This window comes from Miniphocaeibacter massiliensis (genome assembly GCF_900232905.1).
In the GTDB taxonomy this organism is placed as follows: Bacteria; Bacillota; Clostridia; order Tissierellales; family Peptoniphilaceae; genus Miniphocaeibacter; species Miniphocaeibacter massiliensis.
This window is the reverse complement of the sequence record NZ_OCTQ01000008.1, coordinates 25832-44083: the sequence shown is the minus strand read 5'-3', so window position 1 is coordinate 44083 and position 18252 is coordinate 25832. Positions and strand designations below refer to the sequence as shown.

Genomic DNA, 18252 nt, shown 5'->3' with positions numbered 1-18252 from the left:
TTACAAAAAAACTTCTACCAGCAACAAGAAATGTTAATAAAAATACAAGAACAAAGACAAGAATTTAAAGAAGAATTTGAAAAGCAAATAAAAAGTCAGTTTAATACTTTAAACGATAGAGAAGAGAGTTGTAGAAGAGAAATACAAAAGCTAGAACAAGAAGTAGAAGAGGAGGTATAATATGGGGACGATAATAAAACCAGGAGCAATAAAAAGACAATCAACAAGTCTTATTAATACATTGCAAGAACAAAATAATTCATTAAATGATATGAAAGCAAGTATTTTAGATATACAAAACACAGAAGGGTTGAAAAGTGATGCATGGGATTCATTAAAAAGCCAAATAGAAATAGGGCATCAAAATGTAATAAATGATTTAGTAGCTGCTAACGATTCAGTTATAGCAGACAGTAATACATTAATAGGAGCGGTGGGAAGTAAAGATTTAGACGAAGACGAAATTAGAAGTAAAATAGAAAATTTAGAATCTTTGAACAATATATATAAATCTCAACAGAAAACATTATCAAACCAAAGTAAAACAAACCCAGCATCAGCATCGTATAATAATATTGGAATAAATATTTTAAGTAATGCTATTACTGAAAATAGTGTGGAGATTGCAAAATATGAGGCTGACTTGCGAGAAATTAGAAGAATAGAAGCAGCAACAGAATCACTATACCAAAATTCAGAAGGGCTATACAATACTGTAAAAGCGGGAATAGCAGTATTAAATAAGAGTAGAGGTTCAGGTTTTAGTTTACCAATGAGTCAAACTGAATGGAAGTCAGCAGTAGCAGAAGAAAAAGCTATATTAAAGTTAAAAGAAAATGGATTTGACGACCAAAGAATTAATCATATGAGAAGTGTAGGTATTTCAGCACAGGAAATGTGGTTAGAATGGGAAACATTAAAAACAGATGAAGATAAAGAATTCTATCTATTAATGACAACTGGTGAAAAAGAAAACTATGAAAAAATGGTAAAAATAAATCCAGCAAATGTAACAGATGCAATTACTTTAATAATGGGGAAATATTTTAGATTATTAGGGGATAGTGACAAACATAGTGAGCATTTAGAGAACTTTAATAATGCTATAATTAATGCATCAGAACGATTTATTATGCCGATAAATTATGATAGAGGAGAAGTAGGAGAAACTTATGGAGATATTTATCTAAATAGATTAATAGTAGGTACAAGTTATTATGATGACATTGATAGAGCAAAGTTAGAAGAAGAGTATGATAGGCTAGTAAAATCTGGTGATCCATATAAAAATCCAGAATTTAAAAAGATGTATAATGAATACCTAAGAAGATCTGCGTTAACTGATTTTTTATTAGGTGAGAAAATAGCATTATCTAAGTTAGGAAAATATGAGAATCCTAATGAAAAACTTCGCTTTCCTAAAATAACAAGCTTAAAGTATGATGAAGAATTAGGAGGATATTCAGCAAATATTAGTTATTATGATAAATTTGGAGAAAGAGTTAAGAGAAAGATTGATTATAAATTTCTAGAACAATCTAATGATGTTGATAATTACTATACAGCTAAAGAACTGAAGGCTTTAGAGAATCAAAAAGAAAATATGTTACAAAATTTTGTATTAAATACTGCGGAAGGAATCGCATTAACCTTAGTTGCTTTTTATGGAACACCGGCTTTAGGATCAGCTATAAAATTAGGTAGTAGTATAATAAAGGGCAAAGTTGGAAGTATTGATGGTATGCTAGGTATTGAAAGTGAATTAGGTAAACATAGTGCGAAATTTGGGAATAATACAATCTCTAATTTATTTGATTATTGGCAAAAACACAAAAAAGTTGATTCTCAATTATCTAAAAAATATTTTGAAGAAAAATATTCTTGGTTTGGCACTGGAAGAACTATTACAACAATAGATGAAACTTTAGATGATTTAGTATCTGTTGGCATTAATGAACCAGAAATGCGCCATTTTTTAAAAGAATGGAAAGACTCTGAAAAGGGGATGACATCTTGGAAAAAATTAGAATATGATTCAAAAAATGAACAATATCAAATATTAACTAAAATACAAGAAGATATCGATGAAGAAACAGGTAGAGACAAAAAAATATTAGAAGAAGAGAAAGATAAAGTAGATAGACTTATAAAAGGAGATTTTAAATTAGATAGTAAAAAAGGAATTAAAGAATTTAAAGAAATGGTTGATGCATACAATAAACATACAGGTAGACAAAGTAATTTACAACAGGAATGGAGAGAATTTATTAATGAAAAAGCTACAAATAAATTTGACTAATATAATAAAAGAAAATAAGAAAAAATTTATTTCTGTATGTATTTTAATTGTTTTAATATTAGGAATTTTAGTATATAAGGGATTTGACTATTGGCAAGAGAATAGAGTACAGAAACATTCAGTATCAACAACTATAACTATAGATGACATTATAGAAATAAAAGAAGGTAAAGGCGAATATGAAGAAGATAGTTTTTTAGTATTAAACTCTGGAAAATTAGAGGCTTCCTTTTTTGGAGATATAAGTGTTGTACCAAAGAAATATTTAATCCTTCAAAAGAATAAATTTGAATATGAACATACTAGGGCAATGATAGGGATTTCGAAAAAAGAGTATAAAGTGGCAGAAATTTTGGTATATGATATAGAAACAAAAGAGCTATTAAAAACCATAGACATTATGCCTTGGTTAGAAAAATATCCAAAATATCAATTAGGTGGAGCATATTATGATATATTTGAGGGAAAAGATGGAAATCATTATATAAAAATAAGCTTTGAAGAAAAACCTGAAATACCTTATGGAAAAAAAGATACTGTGTTAGAGAACTTTGAGATTTACTATAATTTATCTACAGGTGAAGAAATAAAAAAATATGGTAAAGAAAATTATGATGATTTTATAATTGGAAAAGAAAGATTAGAAGAAAGAGATATTTACAGGGGAAAAATATTATATGATAAAAAAGAACTATGGGATAAGTTTTACAAAGAAAACAAATTACAAGAATTTGATTATGAACTTTTTGATAATGATAACTGGAAAAAAGAAAAACCTAAAGTATTTAGATATAGAGCAGGATCAAGTTTAAAAATTAATTTTTCAACACCGGTTTTGCCAAAAGAAAATAAGGAACTATATACTCGATTTCCAGATCTTAAGAAATACCGAGATCAAGAGTGGAGAATGGTAGAAATAAAATTTGAGAGTAAACCAACAGCAGAAGAAGTAGTAGCAATGTTCACCGACGAAAGTAAATAGAAATAAATAAGCTATTAGTATAGAAATATATTAATAGCTTATTACATACATAAACTAATTAAAATCATAAAATAAAGCACTGCAAAAACCATATAGAGAACATAGGAGATGGACGTGGTAATCTTAATACTAAAGAAGGAAACGAAATATATGATGCCTCTATACCGACATACAATAGAGAAGTTGGTGATAACTTAGGTACTACAATGAAAAATTGGTTTCAAGAGGATAGAAATAAAATAGATGAAGCATTGAGAAAGCATCGTAAGATAGAAGAATTGAAATAAATACAAGATAGAGATAAAAAATAGTAGGAGAGAATATGCTAAAAAATAGAAAAGTGATTGTAAAAATAGTATTTTTCTTAATTATAGTAGTACTAGGTTTAATAACATATAATTACTATAAAATAAAAAAAGAAAATTCGGAAGTAATGGAATTTTCTAGTGAAAATAGTGCAAGTATAGACAGTGTTCATACTTCAGGAAGTGGAGTAGGAAAATACAAAGAAGATACCTTTTTAATTATAGAACCAGACAATGTTGACCCAGCTGTATTACGTAGAATACAAGTTGTTCCTGGAAAATACATTGCAATAGAGAAGGAGAAATACGATTATGAAAAAACAGAAGAAACAGTAGATAATTTAACTAAAATATATGAAAGCAAAGTAGAGCTTTATGATATAAAAACAAAAGAACTTGTAAAAACTATAGACTATTTAGATTGGATGAAAGAATACCCTGGGTACCAATCTGTAAAATGGAATGCCGATGTAGTAAAGGGAGGAAATGGAGAATACTATATAGAAAAAAAATAGTAGAAAAGCCAAAGGATTTATATGATAGAAGTGGTAGGTGGGATAGTTTTAAGATATATTATAATGCTATAACAGATGAGAAAACTACAGAAATTCATGAAGATGAGAATGCATATATGTGGATTGCAAAAAATAGGGAAATAATGGATGAATTTTATGAGAGAAATAGTTATACAAGGGATATGGACTTTGATATTTTTAAAGATGAAAATTGGAAGAAAAGTAAACCAGCAATATTTAGGCATATATCAAATACAGATATTTTAACAATAGACCTTTCAACGACAGCACTACCAAAAGAAAATAAAGAACTCTATACTCGATTTCCAGAGTTAAAACAGTATAGAGATGGTGATTGGAGAATGGTAAAAATAGTATTTGCAAACGAATTAACGGCACAAGAAGTGGTGGATATGTTTACAGATGAAAGTTAAATAGAAATAAATAAGCTATTAGTATAGAAATATATTAATAGCTTATTACATACATAAACTAATTAAAATCATAAAATAAAGCACTGCAAAAACCATATAGAGAACATACGAGATGGACTTGATAATCTTAATACTAAAGAAGGAAATAAAATATATGATGACTCTATACACACATATAATGAAAAAGTTGATAATTTAGGTGATAGAATGAAAAGTTAGTTTGATAATGACAGAATTAAAATAGATGAAGCAGTGAGAAAGCATCGCAAGATAGAAGAATTGGAATAAATACAAGATAGAGATAAAAAATAGTAGGAGAGAATATGTTTAAAATAGAAAAGTGATTGTAGGAGTAGTATTTTTTTAAATTATAACAGTAATAGGTTTAGTAACATACAATTACTATAAAACAAAAAAAGAAAATTCGGAAATAAGAGAATTTTCTTATGAATACGATGCAAGTATAGATAGTGTTCATACTTTAGGAAGTGGAGTAGGAAAATACAAAGAAGATACCTTCTTAATTATAGAACCGGACAATATTAGCCCAGCTGTATTAAGTAGAATACAAGTTGTTCCTGAAAAATACATTACAATAGAGAAGGCGAAATACGATTATGAATATTCAAAAGAAACAGTAGACAATATAACTAAAATTTATGAAAGTAAAGTAGAGCTTTACGATATAAAAACAAAAGAACTTGTAAAAACTATAGACTATTTAGATTGGATGAAAGAATACCCTGAGTACCAATCTGTAAAATGGAGTGCCGATGTAGTAAAGGGAGGAAATGGAGAATACTATATAGAAAAAAATAGTAGAAAAGCCAAAGGATTTATATGATATAAGTGGTAGTTGGGATAGTTTTAAGATATATTATAATGCTATAACAAATGAGAAAACCACAGAAATTCCTGAAGGTAAGAATGCATATTGGTGGAAGTTAAAAGATAAAGAAATAATGAATGAATTTTATGAGAGAAATAGTTATACATGGGATATGGACTTTGATATTTTTGACAATGGAAATTGGAAGAAAAGTAAACCAGTAATATTTAGTCATATATCAAATACAGATATTTTAACAATAGACCTTTCAACACCAGCACTACCAAAAGAAAACAAAGAACTGTACAGTCGCTTTCCAGAGCTAAAACAGTATAGAGATGGTGATTGGAAAATGGTGAAAATAATATTTGCAAACGAATTAACAGTAGAAGAAGTGGTAGGAATGTTTACAGAAGAAAGTGAGTAATGAATTAAAGTAGTCAAAAAAACAAAAAAGTACTTTTAAAAGTACTTTTTTGTTTTCGCTATTATTTCATTTGTAACTTTTTCTAAATCATAATTTGTAAATTCATAATCGTAATTTTCAATTCTGTTTTTATATCTTTTGTCATAGTAATTTATACACAATTCTTTTGCGATATATGCAAAGTCATTGTTATTTAGTGCATCTAGTAGTTTTTTAACAGTTTCGTTTGATATGAATTTATTCATTCTTTTAATAGCTTCAGCAATAGATTCTTTGTTTTTAGGAGAAGCATATTCTTCAACTAAGTTTTCGATTCTATATTCAATAGGAGCATCTATTTTTATATTTATTGAACTAGCCATTTTTTGATAGAGTAGTTCAGGTAATATGATTTTTCCTATTCGTTTAGATTCTCCTTCTAAAAAAACATATCCATTTTTAAATAATGAAAGTTCCTCAAAAAGTAGGTTTTCAAACATTTTTTGAGTAGGTTGTTCATTTAGTCCAACAGCACCTAGAATAGAACCTCTGTGTACAGCAAGTCCTTCTAAGTCTATTACAGGTAAGTTTTTGTTTTTTAATTCTGAAAGTATTTTAGTTTTTCCGCAACCTGTATTTCCGTACAATACTATAGGAGTAATGGTAGAAATAACATTATCCATATTGTTTAATACGTAATTTCTATAGCTTTTATATCCACCTTCTATTCTAAAATTTGATATGTCTAATGAATTTAAAAAGATAGATAACGACTTACTTCTATAGCCACCTCTAGCACAAAATATGATTATATTTTCATAATTTTTAGAAATGTCTAAGAATTTACTAAATATTTCTGGAAGTCTTTTGGAAATAGAATTTACAGCAAATTGTTTTGCTTCGTCTATTTTTTTGTTTACATATAATGTTCCAACTTTTTTTCTTTCTTCATCAAGTAAAACAGGTATATTTATAGAACCTGGGATGGTAGATTCCTTAAATTCATAAGGAGATCTAACATCGATCATAATTTTATTTTTTAAATTTTTAGTATTATAATAGTCTAACGTGTTTGGCATAAAAGTCCTCTTTACAATATAATTAATCATTATATCATTAAAGAAAATATAGTTAAATATTTTAATTTAAAATTAGTTGATTAATAGTGTATATTATAATTATAAGGAGTTACACATAATAGATAATTGGAAGTGATAGTATGAGCTTTGTGGAAGTTATAGATAGTTATAAAACATATAAAATGGGAGATTCTACTATTTATGCTAATAAAGGAATTAATTTTTCTATAGAAAAAGGGGAGCTAGCAATTATAGTAGGTCCTAGTGGCGCTGGTAAATCAACGGTTTTAAATATTCTAGGAGGTATGGACAAAAACGATAAAGGAAAAGTTATTGTAGATGGAAAAAATATTTCAAAATACAATGAAAAGGAATTAACTACATATAGAAGGTATGATATAGGTTTTGTTTTTCAATTTTATAATTTAATTCCAAATTTGACTACTTTAGAGAATGTTGAGTTAGCTTCACAGATTGTTGAGCATGCAAGAGATGCTAAAGAGGTTTTAGTCGAGGTTGGACTTGAAGAAAGGTTAGATAATTTTCCAGCACAGTTGTCAGGAGGAGAGCAGCAAAGAGTTGCTATAGCAAGAGCGTTAGCTAAAAATCCTAAGCTTTTATTATGTGATGAGCCAACGGGAGCACTAGACTATAATACAGGTAAGTCCGTTTTAAAATTATTACAGCAAACTTGTATAGAAACAGGGACAACTGTAATTTTAATTACACATAACAAAGCTATAGCTCCTATTGCAGATAGGGTAATAGAAATAAATGATGCAAAGGTAAGGGGTATAACTTTAAATCCTAATCCTGTGTCAATTGATGAAATAGAGTGGTAGCATGAAGTCTTTAAATAAGGATACTTTAAGAGAAATAAAAAATAGCAAAGGTAGATTTTTATCTATTTTACTTATGATAACAATAGGTGTATTGGTTTTTATTGGATTAAAAATAACAGGTCCAGCTATGTATGAAAGTGCAGATTTATTTTTTCAAAAAACTAATGGAGCTGATATTGTAGTAACCTCTACATATGGACTGGAAGATGAAGATATAGACTTAATAAAAACTGCATCAGGAATAAGAAACATAGATTTGGGATATGAGTTTGATGTAGAAACAAAAAATAAAGATAATTTAATACGCTTAAATTCAATAACTAAAACGGTTAATGAACTTAATGTAATCGATGGTAGATTACCTAAGAGCTCAGAAGAAATAGTATTAGATGAGAAATTACAAAAAGAGTATTCAATAGGTGATAAAATATCATTTTTAAAAGAAAATATAGATATTGAAAAAGAGGAAGAATATTCAATTAACAATTATGATTTTAAAATTGTTGGGTTTATAACTAGTCCAGACTATGTTGATTCTATAAATTTAGGTAGTAGTAATATAGGAGATGGACTTTTAACAGGTGTTGGTTTTGTAGAAAAGTCTATATTTAATTTAGAGAATTATTCTACTGTGAAAATAACTTTTGAAGATTTAAAAAGTTTTAAATTTAGTGAAGACAAATATAAGGAATTAGCTGAAAAACATAAGAAAGAAATAGAAGATATTTTATATAAAAGAAAAGATGAGGTTTTTGAAGAAAAGAAAAAAGAGGTATCTAAAGAAATAGCAGACGGTGAAAAAGAAATAGCTGATGCAAAACAAAAGCTTGAAGATGCTGAAATAGAAATAACTGATGCAAAACAAAAACTTGAAGATGGATATTTAGAATATGAAGAAGGAAAAGAAAAATTAAATTCTGAAATATCAAAGGCCAGAGATGAATTAATAAAAGCTCAAAAAGAAATAGATATTAATAAAAAATCAATATCTAATAAACAGAATGAGTTAGAAGAAGCAGAAAAAGAAATAAAAGAATCGAAAATAAAAATAGATTCAGGAAGAAAAGAATTAGATAATGCTTGGAGTGAATATAATACTAATAAAGAACTTTTAGAAGGTGCTATAAACAAATATAATGAAGAAATAGAAAAAATGAATGTGCAACTCAAAGAAATAAAAGACACGTTAGAGATGCTACCTTCAATATCAGGACAAATAACTCAATTAGAAAATCAAAAATCAGAGGCTGAAAGCCAGTTACAGCAAAAAAACTCAGAACTAAATGACAAACAAAATAAATTAAATCAAGTAGAAAGTCAAATTGTAGATATTAAGAAACAACTAGAAGATGATCCAACGAATATAAATCTACAGAATAAGCTAAAAGAGCTACAAGACGATAAAGTTAATATAGAAAATGAAATATCTAAATTAAATTTTGAGATAAGTGAACTAAATAAAACTATTTCAGATATAAAAAACAAAATTTTTCAGTTAGAAAATTTACTAAATAGTGAACAAATATTAAAGGAAAATAAGATTAAGCTAGAAGAAGGTATTAAAAAAGCAGAGTCTGAAAAAGCGGTATATGAAAAAAACTTAGATACACTACTTGAAAGCAAAAAAACTTTAGACGAGAAAGAAGCAGAATGGAAAGAGGGCAAAACTAAATATGATTCAGCGGTTTCAACTATATCTAATGGTAGAAAGCAACTAGCAGAAGGAAAAGAAGCTTTAAAAAAAGCACAAGAAAAAGTAAACAGTGGTAATAAAACTATAGAAGAAGAGTACAAAAGTGGACAAAACAAATTAATATTGGCACTTTCTGAACTAGATGAGAATAAAAAAATATTAGAAGATAATGAAAAAGAATTTTTAGATGAAAAAGAAAAAGCAGAAAAAGAAATAGCAGATGGTGAAGAAGATTTAGATGATGCTAAAAGAATGCTAAATATCTTAATGGCACCAAGATATACTGTAGAATCTAGAGAAAATAGTTCGGAGATTTACACTTTTTACGACGAGGCTAGAAGACTTGGAATAATAAGTAATGTATTTCCAGTATTTTTCTTTTTTATAGCACTTCTTGTATCATTAACTACTATGACTAGAATGGTAGATGAAGATAGGTTAGAGATAGGTACTTTAAAAGCTCTAGGATATTCAAATTCTCAAATTATAAAAAAATACTTTATTTATGGAGGTATAGCGTCAGTTTTAGGGAGCATACTAGGTATAATTATCGGACATACAGTAATTTCACCATTAATATTCTTCGCCTATGCTTCAAATTATGTGTTTTATTCTTCATTTATACCTTTTAATGTATTTTATTCAGCTATGTCGTTGATAATTGGAGTTTTATGTACTGCAGTAGCTGGAGCAATGGCATCAAAAAGTAGTCTAAGAGAAAATGCTTCTAATTTAATGAGAGGCAAACCTCCAAAACATGGAACTAGAATTTTTTTCGAAAGATTAAAATTTATATGGAAAAGACTTAATTTCATGGAAAAAGTTACAATGAGAAATTTATTTAGATATAAACGCAGAATGTTTATGACAATAATAGGAATATCTGGTTGTACAGGGTTAATATTTATGGGATTTGGAATAAAAGATTCAATTACTAGTCTTGAACAAAAACAATACCATGAACTTCTTAATTACGACATGATTTCTATATATGATGAGGATTTTAGTCCAGAGGGGTTTAAAGAGTATAATAATTTAATAACTGATAAAAATAAGGTAGAAAAGTCAACTCCTGTAGTAATTGATAGTTTTACAATAGATGTAAAAGGAGCTCCAGATCAGGCAATAACGTTAATATCTCCAGAAGAAAAAGAAGAATTAAGTGAATTTGTTATACTAAGGGATAGAAAGAATCTTGAAAATATAAAATTAAAAGATGATGGAGTTGTAATAACTGAAAAGGCTGCAAAAGTATTAAAAGCTAAAGTAGGAGATACAATAAAAATAAAGGACTCTGATAGTATAGAGCACAGCGTAAAAATAGGAGATATAGCAGAAAATTATAGCGGGCATTATGTATATATGACTTCTAAATATTACAATGAAATTTTTGATAAAGATTATGAACCTAATGGAGATATTTTGAAGTTAACTCCAGAGAGTGATAAAGAAAAAAGTCAAATAATAGAAGAAGTAAACAATAATGATTCAGTTTTGAGTATATATAATAATAGTCAAGTAAAAGAAATGATAGACACATTACTTGGAACGTTGGATATATTAGTATTTGTAATAATTATTTGTTCATGTACACTTGCATTTGTAGTATTGTATAATTTAACCAATATAAATGTATCAGAAAGACTTCGGGAACTATCAACCATTAAAGTTTTAGGGTTTTACGATAAGGAAGTAACAGCTTATGTATATAGAGAGACCTTTATATTAACTATTTTAGGAATATTTTTAGGATATGTGCTAGGATTTATAATGCATTACATCATTATTAACAATTTAGTACCAGATATAGTTATGCTAGATCCTCATATATTTTTAATGAATTATATATTGTCTGCAATTATAACTATACTTTTTGCAGTTATGGTAATGTTAGTAGTTCATAGAAAATTAAAACATATAAATATGGTAGAAGCATTAAAAGCAGTAGAATAGATATCTTTCGCGCTTTTTGTAATGATTACAAAAAGTGCGAAAGGGTATAATATTAAAAGAAAAGTAGTTATTAACTATTTTGTTAATAATTAAAAATTTAAACAACTAGGAGGCAAGGATGGATAAGGATAAGAAAATTACAAGTAAAAACGATATCATAGGTAAAGATCCTAGATTGACTAATGAATCGGGGATTCCAGTTTCAAACAATCAAACTGCAGTAACTGTTGGGCCAAGAGGTCAAATGGGAATGGAAGATGTTTGGTATATGGAGAAAATGGCTCATTTTGATAGAGAAGTGATACCTGAAAGAAGAATGCACGCTAAAGGTTCTGGAGCATTTGGTACATTTAAAGTTACTAATGATATTACTAAATATACAAAAGCTAAAATATTTTCAGAAGTAGGAAAAGAAACTGAAATATTTATTAGATTCTCAACAGTTGCAGGTGAAAGAGGAGCAGCAGATGCTGAAAGGGATATTAGAGGATATGCAATTAAATTCTATACAGAAGACGGAAACTGGGATTTGGTAGGAAATAATACTCCAGTATTCTTTTTAAGAGATCCACATCATTTTATTGGATTAAACAGAGCAGTAAAAAGAGATCCTAGGACTAACTTAAGAAGTGCAAACAACAACTGGGACTTTTGGACATCATTACCAGAAGCATTACATCAAGTAACTATTACTATGAGTGACAGGGGAATTCCTGCATCATATAGACATATGCACGGGTTTAGTTCACATGCTTACTCTATGATAAATGATGAAAATGAAAAAGTTTATGTTAAATTCCATATGATAACACAACAAGGAATAAAAAATATAACAGATGAAGAGGCAGGAAAACTTGTTGGAATGGATAGAGAAAGTCATGGAAGAGATTTATATGAAGCTATAGAAAAGGGCGATTATCCTAAGTGGAAAATGTATATTCAAGTAATGACTGAAGAACAAGCAGCAAATATGCCGTATAATCCATTTGATTTAACAAAAGTTTGGTATCATGGTGAATACCCACTTATAGAAGTGGGCGAATATGAGTTAAATAGAAATCCTGAAAATTATTATGCAGATGTTGAGCAAGCGGCATTTACTCCAGCAAATGTAGTTCCTGGAATTTCTTATTCACCAGATAAAATGTTACAAGGAAGGCTATTTGTTTACGGAGATGCTCATAGATATCGTTTAGGAGTAAATCATCATCAAATTCCAGTAAATTCACCAAAACATGCACAAAATACAAATTCATATCATAGAGATGGACAAATGAGAGTTGATGGTAATGGTGGATCAGAAGTGCATTATGCTCCAAATAGTTATGGAAACTTTGTAGAGTACACAGAACATGAAGAACCGAAACAACCAGCAAATGGTGCAGTAGGAAGATGGAACTTTAGAGATGATGACGATGATTATTTCACTCAACCAGGTAAATTATTTAATTTAATGACTCCAGAACAACAAAAAGTTCTTGTGGAAAATACTAGAAGAGCTATGGGAGATGCAGAAGAAAAAATAAGATTACGTCATATAGAACATTGTTACTATGCAGATGAAAAGTATGGGAAAATGATGGCAGAAGAATTAGGAATAGAAGTAGATTTTTCTAAGTTTAATGAAGAAGAATATAAAAAGCGTAAAAGAACAGATACATCATATTAATAAATAATTTAAAGGAGGCCTAGGTCTCCTTTTTTAGAATATAAAATTAGGAGGAAATTATGGGGGAATTTTCTATGCCGGATTATATTTCACCAACATTAGAATTAGACGAAATAGGGCGTCTTAAAAATAGCTTAGAAAAAGTTGCATCAAAAGAAGTAGTTGAAGAAATAATCTTAGAGCTACCATTAGACATAAATTCAACACCTACTCAACGTGCAGAATGGGTGGAAAAGTTATCTGTTTTACTTGAAAATAGATTTGATAATAATATAGTGAAATTAATAAGAAAAGGATGCTATTGTAATGAAAATGGTAAATTAAAAGATACGGCTATATATCTAAAGAAAATATATTTATCAGTTAATAAAGATTTATATAAATTTGTTGAAATTTTAAATGAAAATGGTGCTGGTTGGTATATAAAGGGTAATTTTTTATATACAAAAATGTTTAGTTGTGAGTGTCCAATGTTGGAAGAATCAAAAATATCTGAGTCATTAACTTGGTGTCATTGCACAGCTGGATATAATAAAAAATTATTTGAAATAGTTTTTGATAAATCTGTAGAAGTCGAAATTTTACAAAGTATGAGACAAGGGTTTGATTATTGTTTAATTGAAATTAAAGTTAATTGATATTTGTTTTCTCTTTTTTGATTACAAAATAAGTGTTATTATAGTATTGTACAAGGTAAAGTTAAAGATTAGTTCTGATGCTAAACCTGTGAAAATTATTACTTTAGACACAGGGTAGCTGTGTCTTTTTTTGTGCAAAACAGGAGGGTGTATGGAAACCAGAGTTGCCATAATAGGAATTATTATAGAAGATAGTAGTTCAAGTAAATTTGTAAATGAAATTCTACATGATTATTCAAGTTACATACTAGGAAGAATGGGGATTCCTAAAGTAAAAGAAAATGTAAATGTCATTTCAGTAATAGTAGATGCACCACAAAATGAAATTAGTGCACTAACAGGAAAATTAGGGATGATACAAGAAGTAAGCTGTAAGGCAATTTATTCGAAAATTTAAGGGGAAGATTATGAGTGAGTACAATCCAAGTTCTTCTATTGCAGAAGAATTTATTAATGATGAAGAGATTTTAAAGACTATAGAATTTGGCAGAAAAAACAGCAAAAATAGAGAGATGATTGAGCAGGTACTAGAGAAAGCTAAAGAAGCTAGAGGCTTAACTTATAAAGAAGCATTTCTTCTACTATCTTGTGAGTTAGAAGATTTAAACAATGAGATATTAATACTTGCAAAAGAGTTAAAACAAAGGTTTTATGGAAATAGAATAGTGTTGTTTGCACCTTTGTATTTATCAAATTACTGTGTAAATGGATGTATTTACTGTCCATATCACTATAAAAATAAAACTATTAGAAGAAAGAAACTTACACAAGAAGAAATTAAAGAAGAAGTAATAGCATTACAAGAGATGGGACACAAAAGACTTGCTCTAGAGACTGGAGAAGATCCTGTTAATTGTCCTATTGAATATGTAATAGAATCTATAAAAACAATTTATAGTGTGCATCATAAAAATGGAGATACAAGAAGAGTAAATGTAAATATTGCTGCAACTACAGTAGAAAATTATAAAAAACTAAGAGATGCAGGTATAGGTACATATATTTTATTTCAAGAGACTTATAATAAAAATAACTATGAAGAATTGCATCCAACAGGACCAAAACATAATTATGCATATCATACAGAGGCTATGGATAGAGCAATGGAAGCTGGAATTGACGATGTAGGATGTGGAGTTTTATTTGGATTAAATAATTATGAGTATGATTTTATAGGTTTATTGATGCATGGGGAACATTTGGAGGCTAAGTTTGGAGTTGGACCACATACGATGTCTGTTCCAAGAATTAGACCTGCAGATGATGTAAATCCTGAAGAATTTACAAATGCAATAAGTGATGAAATTTTCATGAAAATAGTGGCGTTAATAAGAATAGCAGTTCCTTACACGGGTATTATAGTCTCTACAAGGGAGAATGAAGAAACCCGTTCAAAAGTTTTACAATTAGGCGTATCTCAAATTAGTGGAGGTTCAAGAACATCAGTAGGTGGATATGCCGAAGAAGAAAAAGAAGATGAAAATTCAGCACAATTTGAAACAAGTGATAATAGAACCTTGGATGAAGTTGTAAATTGGTTGCTAGAAAATGGTCATATACCATCATTTTGCACAGCGTGCTATAGAGAAGGAAGAACTGGAGACAGGTTTATGAGACTTGTTAAGTCTGGAGAAATAGCAAATATTTGCCAGCCTAATGCTGTAATGACGTTAAAAGAATATTTAGAAGACTATGCATCAGAAGATACTGTAGAAAAAGGATTGAAAATTATAGAAAGAGAAGTTCCAAATATAAAGAATAAAAAAGTTAGAAAAATAGCTGAAGAATATTTAAGTAATATAGAAAATGGAGAGAGAGATTTTAGGTTTTAATTATGGAGACAACATCAAGATCTAATAGAAAATATATAGGATTAGTAGGAAGACGAAATGTTGGGAAATCTACCATTTTAAATATTTTAACAGGGCAAGAAACTTCTATAGTAAGTGATTATGCAGGGACTACAACAGATGTTGTACAAAAGAATATGGAATTACATGATATAGGATCTGTAGTTTTTCTAGATACTGCAGGATATGATGACATTGGGAATATTGGTAAGTTAAGAATAGAAAAAACAGAAAAATCTTTAAAAAAATTAGATATAGCATTATTAATAATAGAAGAATCTTTGACAGGATATGATAGAGAATGGGTGGAATTATTAAATAAAAATAAAGTTAAATATATTCCCATTGTGAATAAAAATGATATTTACAATTATGATAAAGAAAAAATTGAAGAAATTTCAAAAGAACTAAAGGAAGAAGTAATAATTTTTTCAGAAAAAGAAAACAAAGAATTAATTTTAAATAAAATATCAGAAAATTTAGAGGAAAAAGAAGAATTCATAACTGGAGATTTAGTAAAAAAAGATACATTGGTTTTATTAGTTATGCCACAAGACAAAGAAGCTCCTAAAGGAAGGTTAATATTACCTCAAGTACAAACAATAAGAGAGTTGATAGACAAACATGCAGTTACTATTTCGATTTCTATTGAAGAGGTGCAGACAACATTAAATCTTTTAAATAAAGAACCAGATTTAATAATTACAGATTCAAAAGTATTTGAAGATGTATATAAAATGAAACCAAAAAATTCAGAACTCACCTCATTTTCGGTGTTATTTGCTGCTTTAAAAGGGGATATAGAGTATTTTATAGAATCAGCTGAAAGAATACCACAGTTAAACAAAAGTAGTAAAATTTTAATAGCAGAAGCTTGTACACACCCTCCAATAAGTGAAGATATAGGAACTGTAAGAATACCTGAAATGTTAAGGAAAAAATATGGAGAAAATATAAACATAGATTTTGTTAGAGGAGATGATTTTCCAAAAGATTTATCTAGGTATGATTTAATTATACATTGTGGTGCATGTATGTTTAATAAAAAGCATGTTCAAACAAGAGTAGAAGAAGCAAAAAGACAAAATATACCAATGACTAATTATGGAGTTACAATTGCTAAATTAAAGGGTATATTAGATAAAGTAATAATTCCATAAAAATAAGGAGGTAAAGATGTTAAAAGAATTTAAAGAATTTGCCATGCGTGGAAATGTAATAGATATGGCAGTAGGTATTATAATGGGTGGAGCTTTTGGACAAATAGTTACGAAAATAGTAGAAATAATAACTAATTTAATATCTGCGGCAATATCAGGAGTCGAATTTAGTCAATTGTCTTTTAAAATAGGCAAAGCAAAAGTAGCGTATGGTGGAGTATTACAAGCAATTATAAATTTTTTAATAATAGCATTGTTTATGTTTTTAATGGTTAAGGCTATAAATAAGATGTTTGGTAAAAAAGAAGAAGAGGTAGAAGTAACAACAAAGAGTTGCCCATATTGTTTATCAGAAATATCTATAAAAGCTACAAGATGTCCGAATTGTACATCAGAATTAGAGGGTTATTCTAATCCAATAGAAAACAATTAACATAAAAATGAAAAATGTAGATAAAAGAGGTAAGTTACAAGAAGAGGTTTTTGAATATAAGATATTCAAAGGTGAAAAAGTATTTATTTATTGGAAAAATAAAATAGTAAAAACTTTATACAAAAAAGAAGCTAAAAAGTTTATAGATAAAATCGATAACTTATCAGGAGTAGAAGCTCAGTTATTAATGGCAAAAACTACAGGTAATTTTAAAAGAGGAAATGAAAAAGACAATAAAGATAGTAAACATTATGGGGAATAAAAAACTAGTAGGTATCTACTAGTTTTATTTTTTTATATCGTAATTTAGTCTTAATAATGTAGCCGCAACTTCACCTGAAAATATTATAATCAGAACAGTATAATTAAGCCAAAGGAATAGAATCATAATACCCATTAAAGGACCGTATACTGATGAAAGATTTCCAAAGTTATTAATATAAAATGAATAAGCATACGTTATAATTGTGCATCCTATAGTAGAAACTACACCTCCAATAAAGCATGGTTTAAAAGGAGGTATTTTATGTTGTTTAAAGGTTGGACCAAATAAATATATTGATGTAAATATAGAAATCATTAGTATTAATGGGATAATTGCTTTTAAAAAGTATATTAAGGATCTAGAGAAGTTATTTAATTCTAATTTAAAAAAACTTACAATCCAACTTAGAATTAAGTCGCCAAAAACAACTCCGCCTAAAGCAACCATAATAAAAATTATTAATAAAATTGTGAAAATAATTGACTTTAGTTGATTATATATAAATCCTCTATTATCTTCTGTTTCAAAAGACTTATTCAAAGAATTTATTAGAGCTTTGACTCCTTTAGATGATGACCATATGGTTATTATAATACCTAATGATAGTGCACTAGTACTTTTCTGGTTAATGATAAAATAAAACAATTCGTTTGCAATATTAGCTAATTCTTCAGGGAGTTTGTTAATATATTCTTGAATGGTTAATATTTCTGAAGATGCAAAAAACAATATTAAGTTTATTGCAACTACTAAAAAAGGAACGAGAGCTACAACAAAGTTAAATGCTGTTTGTGAAGATAACATTGCAATATTATCTTGTTTAATATGAGAAAACAAATCTTTGAAAAAGATTTGTTTATTATTATTTATATTTTCTTTTTTCTTAAACATATTATCAAC

17 protein-coding genes are annotated in these 18252 nt (G+C 28.2%); 15 read left to right on the top strand and 2 right to left on the bottom strand.

Annotation, left to right across the window (positions count from 1 at the left end):
- The 6 genes from CS899_RS10905 to CS899_RS10525 form a co-directional block, all read left to right on the top strand.
- The coding region (locus CS899_RS10905) for a hypothetical protein (RefSeq protein ID WP_164995918.1) at positions 1-180 on the top strand (180 nt) is incomplete at its 5' end.
- A gap of 1 nt (position 181) precedes the next feature.
- On the top strand, positions 182-2299 hold the full coding sequence (locus tag CS899_RS10545) for a hypothetical protein (RefSeq protein WP_100066165.1): 2118 nt from the start codon (positions 182-184) through the stop codon (positions 2297-2299).
- The gene (locus CS899_RS10540) at positions 2271-3281 is read left to right on the top strand and encodes a hypothetical protein (protein WP_100066164.1); all 1011 of its coding nucleotides are present in this window, start codon (positions 2271-2273) and stop codon (positions 3279-3281) included. The genes CS899_RS10545 and CS899_RS10540 overlap by 29 nt, the downstream gene beginning before the upstream one ends.
- 322 nt (positions 3282-3603) lie before the next feature.
- Positions 3604-4101: a hypothetical protein gene (locus CS899_RS10535; protein WP_100066163.1), complete on the top strand. Its 498-nt coding sequence runs from the start codon at positions 3604-3606 to the stop codon at positions 4099-4101.
- Positions 4044-4535, top strand: coding sequence for a hypothetical protein (locus tag CS899_RS10530; protein ID WP_100066162.1), 492 nt, complete (start codon positions 4044-4046; stop codon positions 4533-4535). Before CS899_RS10535 ends, CS899_RS10530 begins: the two co-directional genes overlap by 58 nt.
- Positions 4536-5497: 962 nt before the next feature.
- The gene (locus CS899_RS10525) at positions 5498-5791 is read left to right on the top strand and encodes a hypothetical protein (RefSeq protein ID WP_100066161.1); all 294 of its coding nucleotides are present in this window, start codon (positions 5498-5500) and stop codon (positions 5789-5791) included.
- A gap of 35 nt (positions 5792-5826) precedes the next feature.
- On the opposite strand, the gene mnmH is transcribed toward CS899_RS10525, so the two are convergent.
- A complete protein-coding gene (mnmH, locus tag CS899_RS10520; RefSeq protein ID WP_164995917.1) occupies positions 5827-6849 on the bottom strand; it encodes a tRNA 2-selenouridine(34) synthase MnmH in 1023 nt (340 codons plus the stop codon).
- A 140-nt stretch (positions 6850-6989) separates the two neighbouring features.
- On the opposite strand from mnmH, the gene CS899_RS10515 reads away from it, so the two are divergent.
- From CS899_RS10515 to CS899_RS10475, 9 genes are all read left to right on the top strand, one after another.
- Complete coding sequence (locus CS899_RS10515) at positions 6990-7691, top strand: ABC transporter ATP-binding protein (RefSeq protein ID WP_100066159.1); 702 nt, start codon at positions 6990-6992, stop codon at positions 7689-7691.
- 1 nt (position 7692) lies between these two features.
- A complete protein-coding gene (locus CS899_RS10510) occupies positions 7693-11337 on the top strand; it encodes an FtsX-like permease family protein (RefSeq protein ID WP_100066158.1) in 3645 nt (1214 codons plus the stop codon).
- A 118-nt stretch (positions 11338-11455) separates the two neighbouring features.
- Positions 11456-13006 carry a catalase gene (locus CS899_RS10505; RefSeq protein WP_100066157.1) on the top strand — a complete coding sequence of 517 codons (1551 nt, stop codon included), beginning with the start codon at positions 11456-11458 and terminating at the stop codon, positions 13004-13006.
- 59 nt (positions 13007-13065) lie between these two features.
- Positions 13066-13644, top strand: coding sequence for a DUF6144 family protein (locus tag CS899_RS10500; RefSeq protein ID WP_100066156.1), 579 nt, complete (start codon positions 13066-13068; stop codon positions 13642-13644).
- Between the two features lie 151 nt (positions 13645-13795).
- Positions 13796-14041, top strand: a complete 246-nt coding sequence (locus CS899_RS10495) for a TM1266 family iron-only hydrogenase system putative regulator (RefSeq protein ID WP_100066155.1) — start codon at positions 13796-13798, stop codon at positions 14039-14041.
- Positions 14042-14051: 10 nt separating this feature from the next.
- Positions 14052-15476, top strand: a complete 1425-nt coding sequence (gene hydG, locus CS899_RS10490; protein ID WP_100066154.1) for a [FeFe] hydrogenase H-cluster radical SAM maturase HydG — start codon at positions 14052-14054, stop codon at positions 15474-15476.
- Positions 15477-15478: 2 nt separating this feature from the next.
- The gene (hydF, locus tag CS899_RS10485) at positions 15479-16654 is read left to right on the top strand and encodes a [FeFe] hydrogenase H-cluster maturation GTPase HydF (protein ID WP_100066153.1); all 1176 of its coding nucleotides are present in this window, start codon (positions 15479-15481) and stop codon (positions 16652-16654) included.
- A gap of 16 nt (positions 16655-16670) precedes the next feature.
- Entirely contained in the window at positions 16671-17087 is a 417-nt protein-coding gene (mscL, locus tag CS899_RS10480; protein WP_100066152.1) for a large conductance mechanosensitive channel protein MscL, read from the top strand.
- A gap of 7 nt (positions 17088-17094) precedes the next feature.
- Positions 17095-17349 carry a hypothetical protein gene (locus CS899_RS10475; RefSeq protein ID WP_100066151.1) on the top strand — a complete coding sequence of 85 codons (255 nt, stop codon included), beginning with the start codon at positions 17095-17097 and terminating at the stop codon, positions 17347-17349.
- Between the two features lie 24 nt (positions 17350-17373).
- Here the strand turns inward: CS899_RS10475 and CS899_RS10470 are convergent, their stop codons facing one another.
- Positions 17374-18243, bottom strand: coding sequence for a YihY/virulence factor BrkB family protein (locus CS899_RS10470; RefSeq protein ID WP_100066150.1), 870 nt, complete (start codon positions 18241-18243; stop codon positions 17374-17376).
- Positions 18244-18252: the final 9 nt, after the last annotated feature.